The following is a 25,027-nucleotide window of genomic DNA, read 5'->3' on the forward strand; positions in this document are numbered from 1 at the left end:
TTTAATGCTGGAGTAAGTAGCCGCGGTGATGCTGGCAAATATGACTTTGCTTTCTATTTGTTTTAATTCTTCGACACCAAGCTTTATCTGTTTTACCGAATTGCTTACTTAGCTCACGACGTATTTGCCGACAGTGGCCGAATGGGGCAATAAAGTCCATAAACCAGAGGTAATCGCCTTTGTTCCATTCGCTTGTCGGCGGCCAGATATCGTCATTCAGCATTTGCTCATGCCACTCTTTGGAAACCTTAGCCCAGGTAACCACGCCGATAGGACCTGATTGATCATAATACAACTGACACTGGCCTATATGGCATGCATGTATGAAACGATCATTTAAAACACTCAATGGGTAATCGGTATGTATCGGTGATTGAAGAAGTAGCCATGTGAGCTCGCCGAATAACTGCATTTCTTGGGCTGTCACAGTACGATGAATCTCTTTATTTAAACGAACTGACTTCAGCATAAGCTCTCCCTGACAACCGCATTTACATTTCATTAACACAATTATTAGGGTAAAGAGTCCCAAGGCACAAGGTTACATATGAAACTAATCACAACAAATATCATTATTGTGAACACAATCACCAAAAACAAAGAATCGAAACAATTAATTCCACATTCCGGAATCATATCGAATTTATATTGTAGGCATTCATATTTCCGGAAGAAATGCTTTCATAAAAGCTCTAAATAAATGATTAACCATATCTAAACAACAACTTAATCAACAATGATATGCTGCATTAGATCACAATGAAGATGTTAAGATATTGTTGGCACATTTGGCGAGATGATAACCTGTATTCTCAACTGTATACAGCAACGGAGATAGCAATGAACTCAACATCTACTCGTCACACCATGAAGCATACCGGCCCATCGTCCATTCTTGTCATCGGCTGTGGAAAGATGGGCAGCGCAATCATTCAAGGGTGGTTAAATGACAGTATTGACGGTCGCAATATCTATATCGTCGATCCCAATATCGACGCATTACAACCTCTTGTCCAAGCAGGAGAGGTGAAGGCTTACGCAACACCAACTGCACTGCCCGCAATCAGGTTTGATTTTGTCATGGTGGCTATAAAACCGCAGATGGTACAAAAAATACTGCCGCTATATCGAGACTTCATTCACTCCGATGCCACACTGATTTCTGTTGCTGCTGGCGTTACCAACGCATCACTCGGTGAACTGATCCCCAACATAAGGAGTATCATTCGTGTCATGCCCAACACCCCAGCTTTAGTCCAACGCGGGGTGATGGTTGGTTGCGCCAATCAACACGTTTCAGAGCAACAAAGAAGCGTCTGTAAAAAGCTATTCTCTTTACTGGGTAATTTCTATTGGGTGGAAGATGAATCATTAATGGACGCTGTAACCGCCGTTAGCGGCAGTGGTCCAGCCTATCTATTCCACTTTACCGAGTGTCTAATTGATGCCGCCAAGAAAGTCGGTTTACCAGAAGATCTTGCCAAAGCACTCGCGATCAATACCGTTACCGGGGCTGCACACCTTGTATCGGTAGAGGAGAAAGAAGTTTCAGAACTTCGTCAGGATGTGACAAGCCCCAAAGGGACAACTGAGGCAGCGTTGAACATCTTCATGGCACAACAAGAGCTCAATCAATTGGTAAGCAAAGCAGTTAATGCCGCCTCAAAGCGCAGCAAAGAGTTGGCTGAGCTCGTTTAACCTTTTCATCTTTTTAGTCCCTTAGAAACAGTCGTTCTGGAGGAGCGGTCTGTATCCCTAAACTTAAAGGAGCCGGCTACTGCCAGCTCCTCGTCGGGTGTCTCTCCATTAAGAGCGCAATATTACCCTTATTGAGCGATCTCCTTTTCTTGATTCAGATCCTTTCGCATTATCTTAGGCACATAGACCAATCCGGTTAGGATACAGATAACCGAACCAACTCGGACTATCAAGCTTAAGTCTGAATACAAAGCCAAGAACAGGCCTGTGACGATCAACACAGCTCTCATCAAGACATTGAGCTTGCTGCCTAAATACCCAGTGATTGCACCAGCAACCAGGGTCAACCCGCCAATGATGGCGATAAGGTGCCCAACAATATTTTGCACTTCTCCTTCCATCCGCATTTCCGGCACGAACAGATAACTCAAGCCAACGATATAACCTGCTATTGCCATCCTTGACGCATGCAAGCCCGTGACCAACGGATTGCAACGGGCGATGGATGCCGCCGCATATGATGCAATGGATACCGGAGGTGTTGCATCAGCCAATATCGCAAAGTAAAACACAAACATATGAGCAGCCAGTACCGGTACACCAAACTCATTGATCAGCATGGGTGCGCCAATCGCCGAGGTGATGACATACGCGGCGGTGGTTGGTACACCCATACCCATCACCAAGGTGACAAACATCAAAATCAATGCGGCTAACCACAGGCTTCCACCAGATACATCAGAAATAATGCTGCCAATTGATACGACTAACCCCGTTTTGGTCAGTACGCCAACAATGATCCCAGCCCCCGCACAGGCGATGGCGATCGGTGCAGTGTTTACGCCCGCTTTATACATCACATTCAGAAGCTTCTTAAGATCAAATCGGCTACTGCGTTTAAGTGATGTAATCACCAGTGTTGCGACGACCGAATACAATGCCGCGGTATGCGGCGAATAACGCATCATCAGCAAGGCAATCAAGACAACAATTGGGATAAGCAGATGAAGATCTTTAGCGATATCTTTAAAGGTTGGCAGATCAGCAGGATCCATGCCTTTTAGGTTATTCTTTTTCGCTTCAAGGTGAACCGAGATAAACACCAACGTAAAGAAACAAAACGATCCCAGCACTGCCGCAACAATGATATCGGAGTAAGGTGTATTGGTCATCTCGGCCATAATGAAAGCACCAGCCCCCATAATTGGTGGAGCACTCTGCCCCCCGACACTCGCTGCGGTCTCAATGCCTGCTGCGACCTGCGGACGATAGCCAATACGCTTCATCATCGGGATCGTAAATGAGCCAGTGGTGAACACATTCGATGACGCGGAGCCACTCATGGTGCCAAAGAAAGCCGATGTTACGACCGACACCTTCGCTGGCCCACCCGCATAGCGCCCAGCAATCATCTCACCACCATTGGTGAACAGACGACCTGTACCGCTAGCTTCCATAAATGCACCAAAAGCGATGAAAATAGCAACCATAGTAGCAGCGATACCGGTTATCGAACCTAAAATCCCCTGCCCGCTCATCAAGAATAAGGTTTCTACAATTTCATCATAGCCAATCGGACGATAGTGCAGCACTCCCGGCATATAATCAGTGACAAACAAGTAGCCAATACTAATAGCAACCAAGCCCGCAAGCACAGGAGACACAGCTCGGCGGATCGCTTCAACAATCAATAAAGTCGCGACAGTCCCCATCACCATTTCTACGGGAAGGATCTCATCGACGCCTTCAAGGCGATAGTTGATCCTCTCCGCTTCCAACCATGAATAAGCAAAAGGAATAATGGCGATAAAAAACAGTAAAAAACCAGACCAGCCCGGTAAATAAAAATGGCCCTGACCGACTGACGTTTTACGCCCAGGTGTCACAAGGAATATAAGAGGAAGTAAAAATAGTAAATGAATTGAGCGTTGGGTTCGCGGCTCTAGATAACCAATGAATGCGCTGTAGAAGTGGAAGCAAGTACTGACCACAGCCCAGCCCATGATAAATAGCATCAGCAGACGCTGAAAGTCAGTCTGCTGTGGTTGAGATCCCTTAACATCAGTAGCCATGACAAAACTCCATTTCGGGCTAATGAATACGATCATGAATAAGCACAAGCAAACTTGCTTGTGCTTATCATTACGGCGTAAAACGAAGGATTACAGGTAGCCCTTTTCCTTAAAGTACTGCTCAGCTCCGGGATGGATTGGAGCGGGTGCATCTTGCATTGAAGTCGCGCAATCGAATACTGACATGCTATCGTGAATCGATGGCAATTGAGCTTGGTTATCACACAATGACTTGGTGATCTTGTACACCGTCTCGTTTGAAACCGATTTATTTACCATCAAGGTTGTTGCCATCTTGATGGTATGGGAATCCTCGGCCACCCCTTGGTACGTTTTACCAGGAATAGCCGTTGGCAGTAGACCGTAGTTTTTATTCAGCTTCTCAAGCTGTTGCTCGGAAAACTCAACAAACGCCAGATCACGTGACTGCCCCATTTCTATTACGACAGCTCCCGGCAAACCTAGGTTACCGAAGACATAATCAATCTGACCATCTTTGAACTGCGAGCTTAGCTCAGCAAAACTACCATGATTGATCTTAAAGCCCTGCTTTTTCCGAAGCGTATTGTAATCCGTATCATTCGCTTCCATGATCCAGCGGAATGCTTGTTCGCCAGACGAACCACGCTGAATAATGCCGAGCTTCACATTCTTGCCCTGAAGGATTTCCTCTAACGACTGGTATTGCGCATCTTTTGCGCGAATAAAGTGGCTATACACATCCGAAAAGCTCATACCAATAGTTTGCAGATCGTCGTGTGGTTTACCGTTGAACAGTACCGTACCTGTATAGGCCTGATACGTAAAAGTATCTAGCCCCCAGCCAATCTGACTTCGGCCACGATTCACCTTAGTTGGATTAGCCGTACCACCACCTGGAACTACTTTGAGGTTAAATTCTGGGTTGTCTTTCTTGATCAGGTTCGCCAAACCGGATGACATGCTATACCAACCACCACCCAACTGGCCTGATGTCCATTCAATGGTCTCTGCATGACTAGCAACAGGAACAAGCATTGCAGCGGATAAAAGTACGACTTTATTGAGCATTTTCATTGTTTTCCCTCACTTTCTAAACGAATTCCTTGCGCTGTAATATTTATGTCACGCAGGCCGCATTCTTTTCTGTATTCTAAACTGTATACAGAACCGAATATAAAAGGTCAATTACGAGTGATTAAAATGTGATGAAAATGTAAAATCAACATAAACAAAAACGGCCTGACCTTTACAGGATCAGACCGATTAAAGAGGCAACCAGCTAATAAGGTTTTGAGCGGCTAAACAATATTAGGTGTGTTACCTGTGTAAATATGACCATAGCCTTCTCGGATATAATTGGAAATTTGCTCTTTTCGCTTTTCGACGTGGTTCCCCATGATGGCCATTGCTTTGGCTGCATCACGTGCAATCAAAGCTTCAATAATATGAATATGTTCAGATTCATTGCCGGTTGGTCGATCGGTCAGGTTAACCCAGCGGATAAAATAGATTCGTTGATTGATTTTCTTCAACGCTTCCGCTAACTCCTGATTGCCAGATAACATCACTAATTGTTGGTGTAACTTTTGGTCAAAGTCGAGCAATACTTCTTTGGGTGTATCATCACCTAGTTGTGAATATTCAATTGCCGCCGCCTTTAGCGCCTGCAACTCCTCGTCAGTTGCACGCTCAGCCGCAAGGTAAGTCGCCTGTTGTTCTATGATTTTGCGAAACTCATACAAATCGAAGACCTCTTTCTCGTCCAGCATATGACAAAAGAAGCCCTTATTTCTTTCCCAGCGTAATAGTTTGTCCGATACCAGCTTTTGCATTGCCTCACGTAGGGGTGTGCGGCTTATGCCGAGATAGGCAGCAAGCTTACCTTCGTTTATCCGCTCCCCTGGCTTAAAGTGAAACGAAATCGCCATATCACGAACGGTTTGGTACACATTAATGTCATCATTTGATTTTGTTGTTTTTTTCATAGGCTTATCAGTGACTGAGCTAGGCATTTTTATTTTTCTTTTTTCATAGATTCTCGATGAACTGTATTCAGTTTGCTTAACCCGAGTCAAGTTCTATCCCAAGCAGAGCATCAAAAGTTAGTGCTGGATTATGAAAATGAAGAATATTCGCAAGTTTTAGCCAAAGCAAAATCACGCATTCAAAACCTCACTCGATCACACTTTCATAACAAGATGGCTACACTTTTTCTTTACACCCGATAAACTGTATACATCTTTGAATAAAGTTAAGAATACAAAATTAATTCAGCGAGATAACGGATTAACTCAGTCGAGAGGAAGACTATGACTACCGATACCCTTGTACCAGCCGTGCCAATGAATAAAGAAGCCCAGATTGAAGCCATTCGAAATGCCGAATATGGTTTAGCCAAAACTATCACCACTGACGATATTCCAGTCATTGATATCGCACCGCTTATCGAAGGTGATAATGTCGACGCCGTTGCCAAGCAAATCCTCGATGCTGTCACTCATAAGGGTTTTTTCTATATCGCAAACCATGGTATTCCTCTGCAAATCATCGATGATGCTGGGGTTGCAATGCGCGGCTTTTTTGCCAAACCGCAAGCAGCCAAGAACGAAATTCCGGTCAATACCAGCCAGCGCGGTTGGCTCGCACCAGGCATGGCGACACTGGAAGGTAATAAGACCCATGACTTAAAAGAAATATTCTTCTGGGGCCCAGAACAATGGACCGAAGCGCTCAACCAGAAACGAGCTGAACTCCCCCTTATTGCAGATAATTTATGGCCTGATAACTCTGCACCTGAGTTGAAATCCGATTTGCTTCCCTACTATGACGCTGCATGCCAGGTCGGTCATAAAATTCTCTCAGCCGTTGCTATCGCCCTTGGTCTAGAGAAGGACTTCTTCGCCAAGCGATACCAAACACCGCTTGCGCGTGGTCAATTGGTTTATTATCCAGTATCAACAGCACAAGACGAGGCCGAAGAGCGCTATGGCTCTGCCCCACATACCGACTACGGCGTTTTAACCTTGCTGCTGCAAGACATGAACGGCGGGCTGGAGGTGCTGACCAAAGATAACGAATGGGTAACAGCTGTACCTATACCTGGCACCTTGGTATGCAACGTAGGTGACTTGTTGCACCGTTGGTCGAATGATCGTTTTAGTTCAAACCTGCACCGAGTTATTAACCGCTCCGGCAACGAGCGCCATTCGATCGCCATCTTCTTCGACCCAACACCTGATGCGGTTATTGACCCTCGTGACATGGGCTTGAACAACTCAGATGAAGTCCGATATGAACCGGTGATCACCGCTGAGTACATTAACGCCCAAAATAAGAAATCATTCGCACAATACAATAACGATGACAGCTAGTTATCATAAATAACACCACGCTCTGTTAATGTTCCAGAAAGCCAGTTGATATTCACAACTGGCTTTTTACATTAGGCTTTGAGGTATTCAATGGCGAACTGAGCTTACACTGCTTGATTTATATTTCACAATATTCATCACACATATCTAATGCGTTATGCATGATTTTCAGGCAGAATTGCGCCATCGATTCCCATTATCATTTGGGATAACATTTTTTTGCTGCATTACAAACGCTGAGGTTTCAATTCCATCAATGCTTAAAACCCTATACCCCTCTTTCCTTAAAAACTCCATTTTTAACCAACTTCCTGTCGGTTTACGGTATATGTTGTTATCCGCATTGGGTTTCTCGCTCATGGCGGCATGCGTAAAATTAGTCAGTGCTTCTGGTATGCCGGTATTCCAAATCGTTGCGGCAAGGGCACTTATCTCTCTAGTACTCAGCTACCTCGACATTAAGCGCAAGAAAATTCCGGTATGGGGAAATAACAAACCGTTACTCATCGCCAGGGGAACCGTCGGTACCTTAGGCCTGATTTGTGTGTACTACGCCATTGCCCATCTGCCTTTGGCCGAAGCAACTATCTTGCAATACCTGCACCCTGTATTTACAGCAGTACTCGCTCTGCTGTTTCTCAAAGAGCGGATTCAGCTTTCGACTATCATCTGCATTGCTCTGAGTATCCTTGGGCTAGTCATTACTGTGAAACCCAACATGCTCGCCAGCAACGCCACCGAACTACCGACCTTTGCCGTGGGCATCGCGATGATGGGGGCATTTTTCAGTGCCGTGGCTTATACCATTGTGAAACGCTTGAGCAAAAGTGAAGACAGTTCGGTTATCGTGTTTTACTTCCCGTTCATTGCTCTTCCGTTATCACTCATCCTGCTTGGTAGTGATATCCAAATGCCAACGCTGTTTGAAGCTGGGTTGCTGCTATTAGTGGGTATCTTCACTCAGATTGGGCAAGTGTGCCTAACCAAAGCGATGCAAACAGAAGCCGCGAGCAAGGCAACGGCCTACTCTTACATTCAAGTGGTATTTTCAATCCTGCTCGGGGCATTCCTATTTAACGAACTACCATCGGTTTGGACACTAATCGGCGGAAGCCTGATCATTATCGGTACACTGATAAACATCTTCGGCAGCCAACGCGCCACGCCAAGCAAATCGTAAAGCAAACACTAAGCGACACCAATAAAAAAGACCGCCAATGGCGGTCTTTTTTAGTCGTCATGATCTGGTAACTATCTCAATGCATTGAGTTTAAGCTGTGCTTGGCCCAATACACTATCAACAGGGTAAATACCATCCAAGCCTGCTTGTCCGGCAGCCTGCCCCATCAAAATTTCAATCGCTTCTGTTACATGACGAATTGCCCAGATCTTAAAGTCACCTTTTTCAACGGCATCGACAATATCTTTTCGCAGCATCAAGTTATGAACATTGGATTGAGGAATAATCACACCTTGGTTCGGCGCTCGCCCTTTGATGCCACAAACATCGAAGAAGCCCTCAATTTTCTCATTCACGCCACCGATCGGCTGGGCTGCACCAAACTGATTCATCGAACCGGTAATTGCCACATCCTGACGCAGTGGAATTTGCGAGAAAGCCGAAACAATGGCACACAGCTCGGCCATTGATGCGCTATCACCATCAACACCACCGTAGGATTGCTCAAAAGTCAGGTGGGTGGTTAACGGGATACGCTTATTGCGACCAAACACGGATGCAAGATATGCCGATAAAATCATCACCCCTTTTGAGTGAATGCGGCCACCCAAATCAACGCTGCGCTCAATATCAAACACACCACCGTCACCATAAGATGTCGTCGCAGTGATCCGGTTAGGAGAACCAAACTGGTAGTCCGAGGTTGAAATCACCGACAAAGCATTAATCTGTCCGACCGCTTCACCATCAGTGTCGATCAGCGTTGTGCCATTGGTAAACGTCTGCATCACGTGATCTTTGAGCCTGCTGACCCGCATTTCCTGATTGCTCAGCGCTAGCTCAACATGATTCGCCCTGATCATTGTGGCATTGGACGACTTCGCCACATAATTGGACTCACGAAGCAGATTAGCAATGTCGGCCGAGTGCAAAGACAACTTGTTCTGATCATCCGCTTGGCGAGAGCTGTATTCAATGATCCGGCCAATGGCTTTACGATCACAGTGCAGCATCTTGTTATCGTTAACAATGCTTGAGATAAACTTGGCGTACTGTGCTTCCGATTCATCGGTACGGTTCATTTCATCTTCAAAATCAGCGGTAACACGGAACAGCTCACTGAACTCGGGATCATAATGCTGGAGCAACTGGTACGTTTGGTAATCACCAAATAAGATAAGCTTAACATTAAGCGGGATCGCTTCAGGATCGAGTGAAATCGTTCCTGATAGTGTCACTTCTTTCTCCAGCGAGCTTACGCTCAGTTTACGAGACCGCAATGCACGTTTCAGGCCGTCCCACACATAAGGTCGCTCCAGCACTTTAACCGCATCCATCAGTAATACCCCACCGTTGGCACGGTGCAAACTACCCGGGCGGATCAGCGAGAAGTCGGTAAAAACGGTACCTTTGTATGTCGCGTTTTCGACATAACCGAAGATCGAGTGGTAGTTTGGGCTTTCCTCAACCACAATAGGAAACTTCGATTCATCTTGGTTGACCAGCACATTGACTTGATAGCGACGTGGCATTTTTTTATCTAACGCGGCATATGCAAGGGCCACTTGCTCTTCGCTCTCTTCCAAGAAAATATCAAGATTCTCGAGGATGTCTGCTTGCATTGCTTTTAGATAGGCCGTCACTTCAGGAAGGGGCTTATATTCTTCTTTCAATGTTTTGATGAAATGCGAAACGACATCAAGGGCCACTTCTTCATTGAGCTTTTGGATCTTATCGGAAAACTCTTCTTCCAATTCAGTAAGTTGGCGAACAATACCACGCAACTGGCGCTCCAGCTCGTTGATCGTATCTTCAAACACCTGTTGATCTTCTTCTGATAGCTGCGCAAATGTTTCTTCGGTATGGGGCTCTTCACCATTTAGAGCAATTAATTGATACTCACCCGTCGTCGTGACAGACAAGCTAACACTGTGTTCTTTGGCCTCTTGGGTTAACGTCAGTAATGCACTCTCTTGCTTCTGAGTAAGCTGATTTTTCAGTTTTTCCGAGCGGCTATAATACATTTCATTATCGAATGCCAAAGGCAACGCCTTGACAAGACGCGTCATCAATTTTTCGATATCTTTTTTGAATGCATGGCCGCTCCCCGCTGGCAGTTTAAGTACCTTCGGGATACGAGTTTCCTCGAAATTAGCAACGTAACACCAATCATACAGTGGGTTACCGTTGCCATTAGGGTCGTGGCGGTTGAGGTAGCGCAGAACCATGGTGCGCTTACCTAGGCCATTACGACCGATGGCATAGATGTTATACCCCTTTTCCTTGATCGACATGGCAAATTCAACGGCCTTCTGGGCGCGTTCTTGTCCAACAATTTCATCAAGCGGAGTAAGGTTCTTGGTCGACTTACAATCTTCAGGCAAGCCATTCAGCTCTGAGGCGCGATACAGTTTATCACTGCTTAGCGGTTGAATAGTCATATGGCTCCCTCCATAAACAATCAGTTACATCCAGTGTAGACAGTAAATTATTATGATTTAGTGACTTAGCCAACGTTTACTACTGCTAAGCCATACTAAAAGGTATCGTTTGCTGTATTTATGTACAATACCCTTACGTTATAGAGTATTTCTACGAGTTACCTGGAAACACCGAAATACGCCCACCTACCCCTCATTCAACCTCTCTGGTAATATACCGCGCTTACTATAAGGTCAGCGGAAATCATCAATGAAAAACACCCGAGTCAGTATTGGACTAAGTAACCCTAAAAGCCCAACAAATGTTGGTGCAGTAATGCGCGCTGCAGGTTGTTATCGTGTCGACTCAGTAACATACACCGGCCAGCGTTACGATAAGGCTGCGAAGTTTCAAACAGACACCAAAAGCGTATCGAGTAAAATCCCGCTGACAAATGTGCAATCACTGCTTGATGATCTCCCTTCCGATACCAAGATAGTCTGTGTAGAGCTAGCAGAAGGTGCTGTTGCTCTGCCTGCCTTCCAACACCCCGAGAATGCTTTATATGTGTTTGGCCCAGAAGATGGCACTATTGCTCAAGAGGTTGTCGATCAAGCACACGCGGTTGTATATGTACCGACTGTAGGCTGTATGAACCTTGCAGCAACGGTGAACGTGTTACTTTACGATCGCTTGGCAAAATCAGAGGATGTGATTATGGGCGATGAGCTGATCCGCCAAAGCCGCGACAATAAAAATAACCTCGTTGTTAAAACACCTTCCGCATAAAGACACCGTCTACTGCTCAATAAATTCAATAGCAAGATGTGGCCAGCTTACATCCTTCCGAAGCTGGCCTTTATACCAAACTACCTCAAGATGTAGGATTCAGAGAGCGAGTCTTTCTAAAATTTTCCTCACTTTTTCGGCATTGTTTTCATAAGCAGCAATCGCGTTTATAACGGTTAGGCTCTCTGCGGTTAAGTTTGACTGATTCTTTTCTATTACAGCGGTATAAATGGATTGAGGGAAGTCATCGGAAAGTCCTTTCGGTGCAATGTAAACCACACTGGACTCTTGGTAATCTCGGTGAAATTTCAAGTATGGCCAGCTTATCGCTTCAACCGCGGCTTTTGCTATTCCACATTGCCACTCTTCACGCACCTCTTCAGGAGATTGTTCGAAATGGACTTCATCATTACTACCTGTATCTAACCACCGCTGCACAGATGATAAATAGTGTTGATGATCATAATCCTGAACCAGCTCCACCACCGTAGCAGACGAATATGAGAAGCACACACTCAAGAAATAGAGTTCTGACAGCGACATAGAATCAAGGGCTAATAAAGCCTTAGCATAGGCTGCATCATGAAGTGCTTTTTCGGCACTTTCTCTTTGCTTTTCTTCTTGTTTCCGCTTTTCTTTCAAGCACTGAATGCGCGTTTTTCCACTATCAATAAGTTGCAACGATTGTTGTAGCAGTTCAATTTCAGCCGAAGAATACAGCTCTACAAGATCAACCAAGACCACATCTTTTATGATGTTAGAAGCGGTGGTCACTTTAGCCTGTTTAGTTTTCAAGGCTCTGCTATTTGCAAAATTAAGCATAATAATCCCCTCAAAATCGACACAATGGAGCTTACGCTCCGACAAAGTTAAAATGATTAAAAGGTTAATGAAAACTGTGATGGAAAGGACACGGGTGGAAATTAACGCAAATGCTATTAGTTAGATTATAGGAAATGATCTTGTTATGTTAGTAACTTAAGGTGATTTTTTGACATTTGCTCCATTTATCCAGATAGTCGAAAAGAAAAGCCATCAGACATAACCTGATGGCTTAATGTAGGTGTTTTTGATTCGCTTTTTTGAACTATGCTTGTTACTTATTGCTTAATTAAAGCGATCTCTAAATCGCGATCAGCAATCATCCACCAGCGGTTACCATATTGGCTATCGTAGCCCACAACCGCCTGGCCAGCACAGTCTGCATCGCGAACGGGTTCATTGCTCAAGAAAGACTCATCCCAAGGTGCATCAATAACACAGTTTTCAGTGACCAACGGTTTCCACACGCCATTAACTTGCTCACCCAAGGCCATTCCCTTAGCATTTAAATCAGCATCAGCCGTAAACTGCACACCATATTTGTCAGCGATGATTTCTTCAACATCCCAATCTTGGGTAGCTGTTATTGGTAAATCTCGATGCCCAAGCTTCGTGCTACCATCAGGCTGAGAGCCCGGTAACCCCGGGCTGACTCGTAGGTTTTTTTCACCGCCATAGGCATTTTGGTACACGCCACCATGGTTTTGCATACCACTCACAATCAAAATGTCAGAGCGGGTTTCATTTGTCTTCGGCAACCAACTCAAGGTGACATGTTTTTTCATATCGATTGTTGTTGCAGGCACAACAACATTACCGGTCTCTGCACCAGTATCATCAGTGCCTTGCTCACCCGGATAAACGCGCTCGGCACTATTAAGGTTTGGATCCCATGCTTTGTTCTGAGTAAACAAGAATTGATAGGTCAGGCGCATCATGTCGTTCATGGTTTCAGCCCGGGTCAAACCTGCGTTGTAGCCCATAGTGCGTTCCGTCGTATCAACACGGTTGAAAGTATTATTGGTTCCACCTACCAATCGAGCAGAAGAACCATCGTAACCCAAGCAGTCATTGGTTTTATACTCAACGATATGGTTCAGAATTGGGCGCTGGCCGTCAGGGATAGAATTAGGGTAAATCAAAGCTTCACAGCGATCCAACGTACGGCTGAAGGTATCCATCAATGTCCAGTTTGGGTTTTCAAGCTCCTTCATGCCTTCTTCATTTTTACCAATGCTGTGAGGCGCGTAGTAGGCATGGTAATCAACGCGGTTACCATCGAAGCTTAGGATCGCCGCATTGGCATCAAAATGGTTCGAATCATATTCACTCTTCATTGTTGCCATCTTATGCTGGATGACATCTTGAATAAGTTCGCGCTCACCATAGCGGTATTCATAGCCTTTATAGGAAGCGTTACCACTCACAATCTGGGTGTACGAAGGCATACGGTAGTTACCGCCGCTTGGGGTCGAAGCAAGCGTATCGACATTACTGCGGCCACCCGGATCATTCGAACCGTATACTCGTGCATGAATTTGCGAGCGCTGATACATGTGTTCATGACCTTGGACCCAAATCACATCATACTCAGCAAAAAGTTCACGAATATCCTTGTGAATGTCAAACAAGCGGTTGTCATCTTTTACCCCTTGGACAATTTGCTCGCGAGTTTGGCCATATTTGGCACCGACAAGGCCATCGTGACTGGCTATCACCACGTGATCAAACTGGTCTTCATTTTCGGCAATAACATCCTGGATCCAACCAAACGCAATGGGCAGGTTGTAGTATGCCAAACCGATCATTAAGACGTTGTCACGAATGACATAGTAATTCAGCCACTCAGCTGAGGGCATATGAACCGCGTCTTCAGGAATGAAGTGACGCATGTTATCGATCCACTCGACAGTATATGCCCAGCTCGTTTCATGGTTGCCCATGACCGGCAGGAACTCCATACCCGCTTCACGATATTTATCAGCAACAGAGCGCCATTGCTCCCACTCTTTAGTTGAACCGTTATCGGTTAAATCTCCAACAGGAATAACGACACCTACCCCCTCTTCCTGATGCTTTGCAAGAACCGCTTCCATCGGATGAATGGCGACATTCCAACCACCTCCTTGGGTGTCAGGTAGTAGGCCAACTTTTAGTGCTGTATCCGGTTTGGGTGATGTTTTACCAGAATCTTCTGATGAAGAACTATTACAACCCGCTAACGTTGCAATAATTGACATCGCTACAAGTGAACGCTTCCATGTATTATTTTGCATGATTACCACTGCTATTATTATCGCTAAGAACAAACAGGGGGTAATCTACAAATAAAAGATGACACTATTTGGTTTTTCTTTCTGCAATCGTTGCAGGGCGAATTCAATTAAACTGTAATTGATTATCGATATTCTCTAGCAAATTTCCTTAAATGCTATGAATATGAAATCAGTAACTCTCCTATTTATGACGCTGTCTTGTGCTTTAGTCAGCACCACAGCTCTTGCAGAAAAAAGTCAAACAGCTCAACCTCGCCAACTTGCACCTGAAGAGATGATGTTTGAACTGAATGAAGAAGCAACCTGCCTAGCAGCAGCTAAGTACTTGGAAAATGAAAGATATAATGTTCATCTTTCTAGTTACAAGTCTCTAGTTTCAGAGTTCAATGTGCCGGAGAAAGCCGCAGAGTCCATTGTGAATCGTACAGACAGTGAATATCTGTATTTTGCTGAACGTGCGAAGAAACGCTATACTGAAGTCGATCATCATATGCTACTTACTTCTGCATATACGCACCGGTGCTTATTTATGAATGGGTTTGAAGCTCAGCGACCTTTTATTGAAGCAAGTAACAATAGTTAATTATTTATTTGCATCCCTTTTGCATATAAGGGATGCAAATAAATGACATTAGACAACCTCAACCGTAATACCACGTTCATAGAAGTCTTCAATACAGCTGGTAGGAAACTCACTGTCGGTGATCACTTTATCAAAGCACTCAATATCAACGGCATGAAATATTGCCACCTTTCCGTATTTGGATGAATCACTAACCAGATAACTTTGCTGCGATGAAGCAATAATGGCTTTTTTCACCAACACCTTGTCTTCACTTGGGGTTGAGATCCCGCGCTGATTCCAAGAGGAGGTGGACACAAAAGCCAAATCAATGTTCATCTCTCTTAATATATGGGTCGCTTGCTGCCCTACGCAAGACTGGTTCCCCTTATCAACCTTGCCACCAGTATGATAAATACTGCACTCGGAATGGTTCATCAGATAACAGGCAATGGCAAAATCATTGGTAATCACCAAAAGATCATCTCGGTGATTTAGCTGGTGGGCAATTTCCAGTGTTGTCGTCCCTGCATCCAGATAAACCGTCATATTCGGTTTAATCAGTTGGGCGGCATAGAAACCAATGTCAGCCTTTTCATTTCGATGCTGGTTAATCTTCACATCATGTGACAGTTCAGTATGGATACTCTCGGTCAGTTGCACCCCGCCCGATACTGACATTACTCGCCCGTCAGACTCTAGCTTGGCAATATCACGACGGATCGTCATATGTGATACATCAAGTTGGTGAGTCAATTCACTTATGCTAATGACTTCCTGATTACCCAACAAAGAGAGGATAGTTCGTTGTCGTTCTGCCGGAATCATAATGGCTCTTCTATATAGTTATCTTGCGAGCATCTTAACACCACTCAGCCACGCATGTGAATATATGTGAGCATTTGGTAGGGCATAGTTTGATTATTCTCCCTTTTTTCAGTTTGTTAACCATTCAACTCCACATTTCTCATTAAAAAAACCAGATATTCACATCAGACTTTCACATTTTTTATCACTAATAACGTTAAAAAATGTGAAGTCACGCCTTCACCTTTACAAAAAAGCATCATAGAATCACAAACAAGAACACAAATTCACAAAAGTTAACATGGAGGGGCAAATGGAAAGTGAACAATTACAATCAGTTGCCGTAATTGGTCTAGGTTCTATGGGCATGGGCGCGGCAAAATCTTGTATCCGTGCTGGCCTTGATACTTATGGTATCGACCTAAGCACCGATGCACTAAAAGAACTCGAACAAGCTGGTGCAAAAGGTGTTTCACACAACTGTGCTGACTTCGCCCAAGTACTCGACGCTGTCTTGCTGCTGGTTGTGAATGCCCGTCAGGCTAAAGCGGTACTTTTTGATAACCAGCTTGCAGCGCAACTCAAGCCCGGTACAGCCGTTATGGTCTCTGCGACTATCTCAGCCGAAGATGCCAAAAACATTGAAGCGGGATTACACGAGCATCAGTTAATCATGCTAGATGCACCAGTTTCAGGTGGTGCAGCAAAAGCTGACACCGGTGAAATGACGATTATGGCGTCAGGCTCAGAAGCAGCCTTTACCAAACTCAAGCCAGTACTCGATGCTACAGCAGGCAAAGTCTACAACATTGGCACTGAGATCGGCTTGGGTGCCACAGTAAAAATCATCCACCAGCTGCTGGCCGGTGTTCACATCGCCGCTGGCGCTGAAGCCATGGCACTGGCCGCCCGTGCCAACATTCCACTGGATTTGATGTACGACGTTGTCACCAATGCAGCAGGTAACTCGTGGATGTTCGAAAACCGCATGAAACATGTTGTAGATGGTGACTACACACCAACGTCAATGGTCGACATTTTTGTTAAGGATCTAAATTTGGTATCCGATACCGCCAAAGATCTTAAATTCCCACTCCCGCTAGCCTCCACAGCACTAAACATGTTCACCAGCGCAAGCAATGCTGGCTTTGGCCAAGAAGATGACAGTGCCGTGATCAAGATTTTCGATGGCATCGAACTGCCAAACAAGGAGCAAAAATCATGCTACTAGGAGTTATCGCCGACGACTTTACCGGTGCAACGGACATTGCAGGTTTTCTAGTTGAGAACGGCATGCGTACCATCCAGCTAAATGGTGTACCGACCACCAAGCTCGATATAGAAGCCGATGCAGTCGTGATTAGTCTGAAATCACGCTCTTGCCCGGTAGACGAAGCAATCGATACGTCTGTTGCAGCCCTTAACTGGCTACAGCAGCAAGGTTGCCAGCAGTTCTACTTTAAATATTGCTCGACCTTCGACAGTACCAACGAGGGCAACATCGGCCCTGTAACAGATGCACTACTTGAAGCCCTAAACGAAGATTTCACTATCGTCTGCCCTGCTCTGCCAGTTAATGGCCGGACTGTGTTCAATGGTCACCTGTTTGTGATGGGTGAGCTGCTCTCTGATTCCGGCATGCGAAACCACCCTGTTACGCCAATGACAGATTCGAGCCTTGTGCGCCTTATGGATGCGCAATCAAAAGGCACGACGGGGTTGGTGAACTACCAAACTATCGAACAAGGTGCCCAGGCAATAACGGAGCGATTCACCGCCATTGCTCAAGAAGGTAAGCGATACACAGTCGTAGATGCATTCAACCAGTCACACCTTGAGACATTGGGTGCAGCGGTGAAATCACTCAAGCTGGTAACCGGCGGTTCTGGTCTAGCCTCGGGTATTGCCAAAAACTGGACAGAACATTTAAGCGACCAGTCTTTGGCGAAAGAATCAGGAAAGCCACAACAAGCCAAAACCGTTGTGCTGTCCGGTTCATGCTCAGTCATGACCAACCAGCAAGTTGCTAACTACACCACAAAAGCACCGCACTTGGCACTGGATGTTAAAGCCTGCCTTGAGCAAGACGATTACTGTGAATCCGTATTCCAATGGGTAGTAGAGAACCTAGATGCTGATTTCGCTCCTATGGTTTACGCCACTGCCGAGCCGAAAGTGCTGAAAGCGATCCAAGAACAATACGGCGCCCAAGCATCAAGCCATGCCGTAGAGCAGTTCTTCAGCCAGCTAGCACACCAGCTAAAAGAAAATGGCGTACAGAATTTCATTGTGGCTGGCGGCGAAACATCCGGGGTTGTTACCCAAAGCCTTGGAGTCAAAGGTTTCCATATCGGCCCTCAGATCGCACCGGGTGTGCCTTGGGTAAAAGCCGTCGACAGCAAACTGTCATTGGCGCTGAAATCAGGCAACTTTGGTGACGTTAACTTCTTCGAAACGGCACAAGGGTTTTACCATGACTGAACAACAACTCAGAGATCAAATGGTAACGCTTGCCCGCTCCATGTTCGAGCGAGGTTACGCCACCGGCGGTGCGGGCAACCTCTCTCTCAAACTGCCTAGCGGGCACTTTCTCGCCACACCGACCGGCTCCTCGTTTGGCCGACTGGATGCACAGCGTTTATCTGTCGTGGATATCGATGGCAACCATATTTCTGGAGACCGCCCATCAAAAGAAGTGGCCTTCCATTTGGCCATTTACCGTAACAACAGTGACTGTAATGCAATCGTCCACTTGCACTCAACTTACCTAACGGCGCTGTCCTGCTTGGAAGGTCTGGATACCGACAACGCGATTAGACCGTTCACGCCTTACTTCGTTATGCGTATAGGTAAGCTACCGGTGATCCCGTACCTTCGCCCAGGCGATCCGCGTATTGCCAAAGAATTAGCTAAGCGAGCCGCAGACTACCGTGCCTTCTTGCTGGCTAACCACGGTCCAGTTGTGACAGGTAGTGACTTGGTCGATGCGGTCGACAATGCCGAGGAACTTGAAGAAACCGCAAAGCTCGCACTGATGCTGGATGGCAAATCAATCCGATACCTAAGCGAAGAAGAAATCACAGACCTACAAGGGAGAGGTAAATAATGGCTAAGTTCGCAGCAAATCTCACCATGCTTTTTACTGAAGTGCCGTTTTTAGAGCGCTTCGCGCAAGCTCACCAAGCCGGTTTCAAAGCGGTGGAATACCTTTTCCCATATGCTTATGACGCAGAAGTACTGGCTGCCGAGCTTGAGAAATATGGCTTCGAACAAGCACTATTTAATATGCCTCCGGGTGATTGGGATGCTGGCGAGCGTGGCTTTGCCGCAATCCCAGGCCGTGAAGATAAGTTTCGTGCCAGTGTTGATACTGCACTGAACTATGCCCTCACCTTGGGCTGTAAGAAAGTCCATGCGATGTCAGGCATTGTTGATAACACCTTCGGCTACCAAGAACACGTAGACACTTTCATTAGCAATATTCGCTTCGCCGCAGATGTGTTTGCTGAGCACGGTATTGATCTGATGATTGAGCCTCTGAACAACCGCGATGTACCAGGCTACTTTATCTCAGGCCAACGAGATGCGGTAGAACTTATCAAACAAGTTGATCGCCCAAATGTGAAACTGCAACTCGACCTCTACCACGCCCAGATAATGGACGGTGATCTTACGGTACTTATCCGCGATTTGGCTGACTACACCGGTCATATCCAAATTGCTTCAGTACCTGATCGTCACGAGCCAAGCGAAGGCGAATTGAACTACCCGCACCTGTTCAATGCGCTGGATGAGTCAGGCTATACCGGATGGATCGGTTGCGAATATAACCCTAAAAACGGCACTAAAACAGGTCTGAAATGGGTTCAGCCTTATCTCTAAATCAATAAAAAATAATCGGTAGCCACTTATTGGCTACCCATGCTAACGACGTGAATAAAAAACAGGGAATGAAAATGAATATAGTGATTACTGGCGGAGCTGGATTTATCGGTACCCTACTTGCCGAATCTCTGCTTAAAAACAATGATGTTAAAAAAGTCACCCTTGTCGACATCCAAGAATCTCGGTTAACTGGCAGTGATTCCAGGGTCGAATCTATCAATATAGATATGACCCTTCCACAGAATATCGACAAAATCATCACCAATGACGTGACACACGTTTTTCACTTGGCCGCGATTGTTTCTAGCCATGCCGAGGCAGACTTTGATCTCGGAATGTCAGTTAACTTAAACATCACCCAATTACTGCTTGAAAAATGCCGCCATACCAACCCTGATATCCGATTTGTTTTCTCAAGCTCACTCGCCGTGTTCGGGGGCAAACTCCCAGACGAAATACTTCCAATGACTGCCATGCAGCCAGTATCAAGTTATGGCACCCAGAAAGCCATTGGTGAGCTGTTAGTAAATGATTATTCTCGCAAAGGTTATGTCGACGCAGTAACAGTCAGACTACCAACTATCTGTATTCGACCAGGAAAACCTAATAAAGCCGCGAGTTCATTTGTCAGTGGAATTATTCGAGAACCACTCAATGGTCTAGAGTCAAATTGCCCTGTCGACCCGAACTTGAAACTATGGATCTCTAGCCCAAATAAAGTGGTTGAAAACATCCTAAAAGCCGGCCTCATTACAGCAGACAAACTCGCCAAGCTTAGTTTCCGTACGCTTAACCTACCGGGAATCCAAGTCACCCCGTCAGAGATGATCGCAACAATGAATGCGATAACAGGTAAGGACTTATCTGATTACATTTCGTTTGATATCGATCTACAGATCGATCGAATTGTCAGCAGTTGGCCACAGAGCATCAACAACGATATCGAACTTAGCTTGGGCTTTGTAGCAGACAGCAGCTTCACTGACGTTCTCACCCACTTTATTCATTCAGAGCAAAAACAAGCGGAGGCCACATCATGATTCTTCCTACTTCTGTCATCGGCTTGATTATTGCCGTTGCTGTTCTGGTATATCTAGTGCTTCGAACAAAAGTACACGTACTTATCGCTATGATTGCTGCTGCGTGTATTGCCGGTATTATCGGCGGGCTGAGTGTCAATGATACTATGTCGACCATTAGTGCAGGCTTTGGTGGCACCTTGGGTAGTATTGGTATTGTTATCGGCCTCGGTGTGATGATGGGCGCCATTTTAGAAACAACAGGCGCCGGTGAATCCATTGCCTACCACTTCATAAAATGGCTCGGTAAAAAGAAAGAAGAAACGGCGTTGGCTGTTACGGGCTATATCGTGTCTATCCCAGTATTTGTCGATAGCGCACTGATTATCCTTTACCCTATCGCTAAGTCTTTATCGAAAACGTCCCAGCGTTCAATTCTAACCTTAACTGTTGCACTTGCTGGTGGCCTTGTGGTCGCGCACCATGCTATCCCACCAACACCAGGTCCGCTGGGTGTCGCTAGTATTTTCGGTGTTGATTTGGCTTCAATGTTAGGTTTAGGCCTTGCCGTAGCAGCACCTTGTATCATTGGCATCGTTTGGTACGCACGCTGGCTTGAAAAGCACTTCCCAGAATTCATACCTGTTGAACAATTAAATAAATCTAGCGCACAGCTTGAGCTAGATCACAAAGACTATCTGACCAGCAAGGAAGAGAAAAATCTACCTTCACTAATTCGCTCAATTTCACCAATTGTTGTTCCAATCGTTCTGATCCTGTTTAAATCTCTAATGGCTTTATTTGAAAGTAATTTCGGCTTTGAAGGGCTCTCACAAAGCGTCATTGGCCAGTTTATTGATTTCGTCGGTAGTCCTGTTATCGCTCTTTCAATTGCAACATTACTTGCTATTTACACATTAGGTGATCACCTAAGTAAGGAGCATGTAACAGACAAGATGGAAGAAGGGATTTCAACCTGTGGGATTATCTTACTGGTAACAGGTGCCGGTGGTGCACTAGGTGCTGTACTTCGTGAAACTGGGGCTGGTGCTGAAATCGCCAACCAAGTTGCATCGTTGCCGATATCGCCAGTAATGATCCCATTCATTATTGCGACGCTGGTACGTATTATCCAAGGTAGCGGAACAGTCTCTATGATCACAGCGGCTTCTATTTCAGCACCTGTACTGGTGGAGATCCCGGACGTTAATCTACTCTTCGCCGCAACCGCAGCTACCATGGGGAGCTTATTTGCAGGCTACTTCAATGACTCCTTGTTCCACATTGTCAATCGCTTGATGGGGGTCACTGAAGTCAAGAAGCAGCTTGTTATCTGGACCATTCCAACAACCATTGCTTGGGCTATAGGTGGAACTCTTGTCATGGTATTGAACCTTGCATTCGGCTCTCAAGGTTCTCTCATCGATCCATTGCTACCACTGTTGGTACTTGGTGGATGTTATCTGTTCATAAAGTCATATGAGAAGAAGAATAGTGAGAACTTGGCACCGTCAAATTCATAAAGCGTAAAAGCTGTTCAATACTGAATAGGGAGGCATTTCGCCTCCCTTTTCTAACACTGGTTAATGAATAACGCCAATCAACCCAATATCACTGCGGGTTACAACACCTTTCTTATCGACGTCATAAGTCATTCCCGCTGGCGTTTCAAACGACAGTGCATCTTCGGTCAACGTTAGCTTACCGACTGAACGAGAAGCATAAGAGTGAGCGCCAACTTTGATAGAACTATGGTAATAAGACGCGTCGCGTGTCGTTGTCATCACCGTATCGCCATATTTAACATCTATCTGATAATCGCCAATACTGGTATCTAATGCCACATAATCACCCTTCCAACACAAGCGCATGTGTTCTACCACGAAAATGACATCCTCCTGCAACTGAGGGCTATAGTATTCATAATTTTCTTTAACGTAGCAGTTATCAGGCTTTTCTTTCGCGATAGCTGAAAGATTCTCAATTTCAGCTTGCGAGATAAAGCTATTGTTAATTTGCTCCTGCCCTAGCGCTAAAATTAGCTGTTCTTTAAATTCAACCATATCTTCATTGTTCATCTCAGCTTCTGAAAGCAGGTACTGGATATCCAATACATCCGTTGTCGCTTTCTCACTCAGGACTTGCAGCAAGTCGCTCTTCTTCAGATCAACAGGGATCACAGAAGAAGGCTCATCAACATTTGAGTTTACACAACCATAAAGGAACATCGAAGCAACAGCCATTAACGCTATTTTTTTCATCCTTTCACCAATAATTTAAAGTTATTCTTCATCACCCACAATAAAACACCGTTCGATTTATGGGCGAAATTTTTGTTATCCTTGCTATCTAACACAACTCTTAGCGAGTGGTTATACATAGCGAGCAATTCAATGCTTGATGGGTGGACTATAACAGATTAAAAACAAAATGTTGTTAACACACTCTAAAAAATTATGAACACCGTTTAAAATCCATTCTAGTCCAAGAAGCCCTGAGGGTCAGGGCTCCTATCTTATTTATCTTGGCTTAGTCACATACTCATAACCATCACCACGACGTTTGTAATAATGATTATCAATAATTGCATAGGTAGCACCAGCGATAACTGCAAATGTAGCAATTTCTGGTAGGCGACTACGGTGGTAATGGCGGTGCTTAGGGTACTTATGTACTACCACAACCTTCTTATGTTTTTTAGGCTTTTTCTTCACAACTACAACATGGTGTTTGTGATGCTTGTGTTTATAGTGTTTATGTTTATGGTGCTTGTGGTGGTGATGCCCATGCTTATGCCCTTTCGCTTCTGCCACACTAGGTGTAGCTAAGCCAAAAGACATAATAGCTACAGCGACCATACTGGTAACGATTGTTTTTTTCCAAGGCTTTATTGCCACTGTTGATTGCTTTGATTCCGCTCTAATTTGTAATTTCATGGTTATACTCCACTCTTTTATGGCGCTAGATTACCTCCCCCAATGAAAAACAATGTTCGATTTCTGTAAAATTACGTCAAGCGGACAGTCAAAAACCACGAAGATATTAATGATATTAATTAACTCATTGATCTGTTAGTAAACATCGAAAAATCCGTTTACATTTCACTATTGTAAAAATAGCTAACCAAAAATGAAAACTAGGATTGGTAATTAAGATCGTTCAATTCATCACCAGAAGCGTATAGTAATCCCATCAACGAGAGACTCTTGTTGATGGGAGATGATGACCCTCCTTTAACTGCCCTTTTGGGATGATGGCGTCTAACAACAACGGCAATGAATGGCCGAGGTATTGCCTAGGATAACTATGTTGTGCATAGTCCTAGACCTATGTTGTTAGTGTTTATCACTCCTCCTCCATTCTTTGCTCAAGCGTTTAACCGTTAGCAGTGAGCAAGAAATATGCAATATTCAAGCGAAATTCAAAACATGTGCCCAATTCAAAGGGGACCACAGCATGCGTCATCCCCTATCCCTGTCGAAGGCCGTTGGGTGCACCCTAAAGATGTCATCGCCATTTCTGGTGTCAGTCACGGCGTAGGTACCTGTGCTCCACAGCAAGGTGCAGCCAAACTCACCCTCAATGTCAAAGATGGCATCATCGAAGAAGCGCTCATTGAAACAATTGGCTGCTCGGGCATGACCCATTCCGCGGCAATGGCCTCTGAGCTCATCACGGGGAAAACCATTCTTGAAGCACTGAATACCGACCTTGTATGTGATGCCATCAACGTCGCAATGCGCGAGATCTTTTTGCAATATGTGTATGGCCGCACCCAAACGGCGTTTTCTCTAGATGGTTTACCAGTTGGTGCCGGGCTTGAAGATCTAGGTAAAGGACTTCGCAGTCAAGTGGGCACACACTATGGCACTCGCGCCAAAGGCCCTCGATATATGGAAATGGCCGAAGGCTATGTGACCCTGCTAGCCCTTGACGAAAACGATGAAATCATCGGCTATCGTTTTGTTAATATTGGAAAAATGATGGAGTTAATCGGTAAGGGGACTCCTGCCGAAGAGGCAATGCAACTAGCAACGGGTCAATACGGCCGTTTTGATGAGGCGGTCAAAACGATAGACCCTCGCCATCAATAATTGTTGTCTCTGTATTAGCACGAAGAGTGACAGTGTCACTATAAATTTA

Annotated in this window: 22 protein-coding genes and 1 riboswitch; of the genes, 12 read left to right on the forward strand and 10 right to left on the reverse strand. The window is 45.2% G+C overall.

All coding sequences use genetic code 11. From position 1 onward, the window contains the following. Nucleotide 1 precedes the first annotated feature (1 nt). Nucleotides 2-469, reverse strand: a complete 468-nt coding sequence (locus L4D79_RS05020) for a toxin-activating lysine-acyltransferase (protein WP_428648202.1) — start codon at nt 467-469, stop codon at nt 2-4. 371 nt (nt 470-840) lie between these two features. On the opposite strand from L4D79_RS05020, the gene proC reads away from it, so the two are divergent. Continuing rightward, nucleotides 841-1,698, forward strand: a complete 858-nt coding sequence (gene proC, locus L4D79_RS05025; protein WP_428648205.1) for a pyrroline-5-carboxylate reductase — start codon at nt 841-843, stop codon at nt 1,696-1,698. 128 nt (nt 1,699-1,826) lie between these two features. On the opposite strand, the gene L4D79_RS05030 is transcribed toward proC, so the two are convergent. The 3 genes from L4D79_RS05030 to L4D79_RS05040 all read right to left on the reverse strand — a co-directional run bounded on the left by L4D79_RS05030 (nt 1,827) and on the right by L4D79_RS05040 (nt 5,737). After that, nucleotides 1,827-3,770: a TRAP transporter permease gene (locus tag L4D79_RS05030; RefSeq protein ID WP_428648208.1), complete on the reverse strand. Its 1,944-nt coding sequence runs from the start codon at nt 3,768-3,770 to the stop codon at nt 1,827-1,829. Between the two features lie 90 nt (nt 3,771-3,860). Continuing rightward, nucleotides 3,861-4,826, reverse strand: coding sequence for a TAXI family TRAP transporter solute-binding subunit (locus L4D79_RS05035; RefSeq protein ID WP_428648211.1), 966 nt, complete (start codon nt 4,824-4,826; stop codon nt 3,861-3,863). A 224-nt stretch (nt 4,827-5,050) separates the two neighbouring features. Further along, the gene (locus L4D79_RS05040; RefSeq protein ID WP_428648215.1) at nt 5,051-5,737 is read right to left on the reverse strand and encodes a GntR family transcriptional regulator; all 687 of its coding nucleotides are present in this window, start codon (nt 5,735-5,737) and stop codon (nt 5,051-5,053) included. A gap of 324 nt (nt 5,738-6,061) precedes the next feature. Between L4D79_RS05040 and L4D79_RS05045 the strand changes: the two genes are divergently transcribed. Both L4D79_RS05045 and L4D79_RS05050 read left to right on the forward strand, forming a co-directional pair. Further along, a complete protein-coding gene (locus L4D79_RS05045; protein ID WP_428648217.1) occupies nt 6,062-7,123 on the forward strand; it encodes an isopenicillin N synthase family dioxygenase in 1,062 nt (353 codons plus the stop codon). 328 nt (nt 7,124-7,451) lie between these two features. Then, nucleotides 7,452-8,303, forward strand: a complete 852-nt coding sequence (locus tag L4D79_RS05050) for a DMT family transporter (protein WP_428648220.1) — start codon at nt 7,452-7,454, stop codon at nt 8,301-8,303. Nucleotides 8,304-8,374: 71 nt separating this feature from the next. On the opposite strand, the gene L4D79_RS05055 is transcribed toward L4D79_RS05050, so the two are convergent. Further along, nucleotides 8,375-10,744 (reverse strand): Lon protease family protein, encoded by a 2,370-nt coding sequence (locus L4D79_RS05055; RefSeq protein ID WP_428648223.1) that lies wholly within the window; start codon nt 10,742-10,744, stop codon nt 8,375-8,377. 250 nt (nt 10,745-10,994) lie between these two features. On the opposite strand from L4D79_RS05055, the gene L4D79_RS05060 reads away from it, so the two are divergent. After that, nucleotides 10,995-11,513 (forward strand): RNA methyltransferase, encoded by a 519-nt coding sequence (locus L4D79_RS05060; RefSeq protein WP_428648226.1) that lies wholly within the window; start codon nt 10,995-10,997, stop codon nt 11,511-11,513. A 99-nt stretch (nt 11,514-11,612) separates the two neighbouring features. Here L4D79_RS05060 and L4D79_RS05065 read toward each other — a convergent pair whose 3' ends face one another. Both L4D79_RS05065 and L4D79_RS05070 read right to left on the reverse strand, forming a co-directional pair. Then, complete coding sequence (locus tag L4D79_RS05065; RefSeq protein WP_428648229.1) at nt 11,613-12,335, reverse strand: hypothetical protein; 723 nt, start codon at nt 12,333-12,335, stop codon at nt 11,613-11,615. Between the two features lie 278 nt (nt 12,336-12,613). Continuing rightward, nucleotides 12,614-14,611 carry a metallophosphoesterase family protein gene (locus L4D79_RS05070; RefSeq protein WP_428648232.1) on the reverse strand — a complete coding sequence of 666 codons (1,998 nt, stop codon included), beginning with the start codon at nt 14,609-14,611 and terminating at the stop codon, nt 12,614-12,616. 163 nt (nt 14,612-14,774) lie between these two features. Between L4D79_RS05070 and L4D79_RS05075 the strand changes: the two genes are divergently transcribed. Further along, nucleotides 14,775-15,194 carry a hypothetical protein gene (locus L4D79_RS05075; RefSeq protein ID WP_428648234.1) on the forward strand — a complete coding sequence of 140 codons (420 nt, stop codon included), beginning with the start codon at nt 14,775-14,777 and terminating at the stop codon, nt 15,192-15,194. Between the two features lie 48 nt (nt 15,195-15,242). Here L4D79_RS05075 and L4D79_RS05080 read toward each other — a convergent pair whose 3' ends face one another. After that, complete coding sequence (locus L4D79_RS05080) at nt 15,243-16,001, reverse strand: DeoR family transcriptional regulator (protein WP_428648237.1); 759 nt, start codon at nt 15,999-16,001, stop codon at nt 15,243-15,245. Between the two features lie 292 nt (nt 16,002-16,293). On the opposite strand from L4D79_RS05080, the gene ltnD reads away from it, so the two are divergent. From ltnD to L4D79_RS05110, 6 genes are all read left to right on the forward strand, one after another. Beyond that, a complete protein-coding gene (ltnD, locus tag L4D79_RS05085; RefSeq protein WP_428648240.1) occupies nt 16,294-17,211 on the forward strand; it encodes an L-threonate dehydrogenase in 918 nt (305 codons plus the stop codon). Continuing rightward, nucleotides 17,202-18,461, forward strand: coding sequence for a 3-oxo-tetronate kinase (gene otnK / locus L4D79_RS05090; RefSeq protein ID WP_428648242.1), 1,260 nt, complete (start codon nt 17,202-17,204; stop codon nt 18,459-18,461). The genes ltnD and otnK overlap by 10 nt, the downstream gene beginning before the upstream one ends. Beyond that, entirely contained in the window at nt 18,454-19,086 is a 633-nt protein-coding gene (gene otnC, locus L4D79_RS05095) for a 3-oxo-tetronate 4-phosphate decarboxylase (protein WP_428648245.1), read from the forward strand. Before otnK ends, otnC begins: the two co-directional genes overlap by 8 nt. Next, nucleotides 19,086-19,862 (forward strand): 2-oxo-tetronate isomerase, encoded by a 777-nt coding sequence (otnI, locus tag L4D79_RS05100; RefSeq protein ID WP_428648248.1) that lies wholly within the window; start codon nt 19,086-19,088, stop codon nt 19,860-19,862. Before otnC ends, otnI begins: the two co-directional genes overlap by 1 nt. 74 nt (nt 19,863-19,936) lie before the next feature. Continuing rightward, nucleotides 19,937-20,905: a D-erythronate dehydrogenase gene (denD, locus tag L4D79_RS05105; RefSeq protein WP_428648250.1), complete on the forward strand. Its 969-nt coding sequence runs from the start codon at nt 19,937-19,939 to the stop codon at nt 20,903-20,905. Then, the gene (locus tag L4D79_RS05110; protein WP_428651710.1) at nt 20,905-22,407 is read left to right on the forward strand and encodes a GntP family permease; all 1,503 of its coding nucleotides are present in this window, start codon (nt 20,905-20,907) and stop codon (nt 22,405-22,407) included. Before denD ends, L4D79_RS05110 begins: the two co-directional genes overlap by 1 nt. A gap of 60 nt (nt 22,408-22,467) precedes the next feature. On the opposite strand, the gene L4D79_RS05115 is transcribed toward L4D79_RS05110, so the two are convergent. Both L4D79_RS05115 and L4D79_RS05120 read right to left on the reverse strand, forming a co-directional pair. After that, entirely contained in the window at nt 22,468-23,145 is a 678-nt protein-coding gene (locus L4D79_RS05115) for a hypothetical protein (RefSeq protein WP_428648253.1), read from the reverse strand. A 258-nt stretch (nt 23,146-23,403) separates the two neighbouring features. Then, nucleotides 23,404-23,820, reverse strand: coding sequence for a hypothetical protein (locus L4D79_RS05120; RefSeq protein ID WP_428648256.1), 417 nt, complete (start codon nt 23,818-23,820; stop codon nt 23,404-23,406). Between the two features lie 270 nt (nt 23,821-24,090). Then, a riboswitch (Fluoride riboswitch) is annotated at nt 24,091-24,154 on the forward strand. 131 nt (nt 24,155-24,285) lie between these two features. On the opposite strand from L4D79_RS05120, the gene L4D79_RS05125 reads away from it, so the two are divergent. After that, nucleotides 24,286-24,978, forward strand: coding sequence for an iron-sulfur cluster assembly scaffold protein (locus L4D79_RS05125; protein WP_428648259.1), 693 nt, complete (start codon nt 24,286-24,288; stop codon nt 24,976-24,978). Nucleotides 24,979-25,027 lie beyond the last annotated feature (49 nt).

The organism is Photobacterium satsumensis, from assembly GCF_050336935.1.
Classification (GTDB): Bacteria; Pseudomonadota; Gammaproteobacteria; order Enterobacterales; family Vibrionaceae; genus Photobacterium; species Photobacterium satsumensis.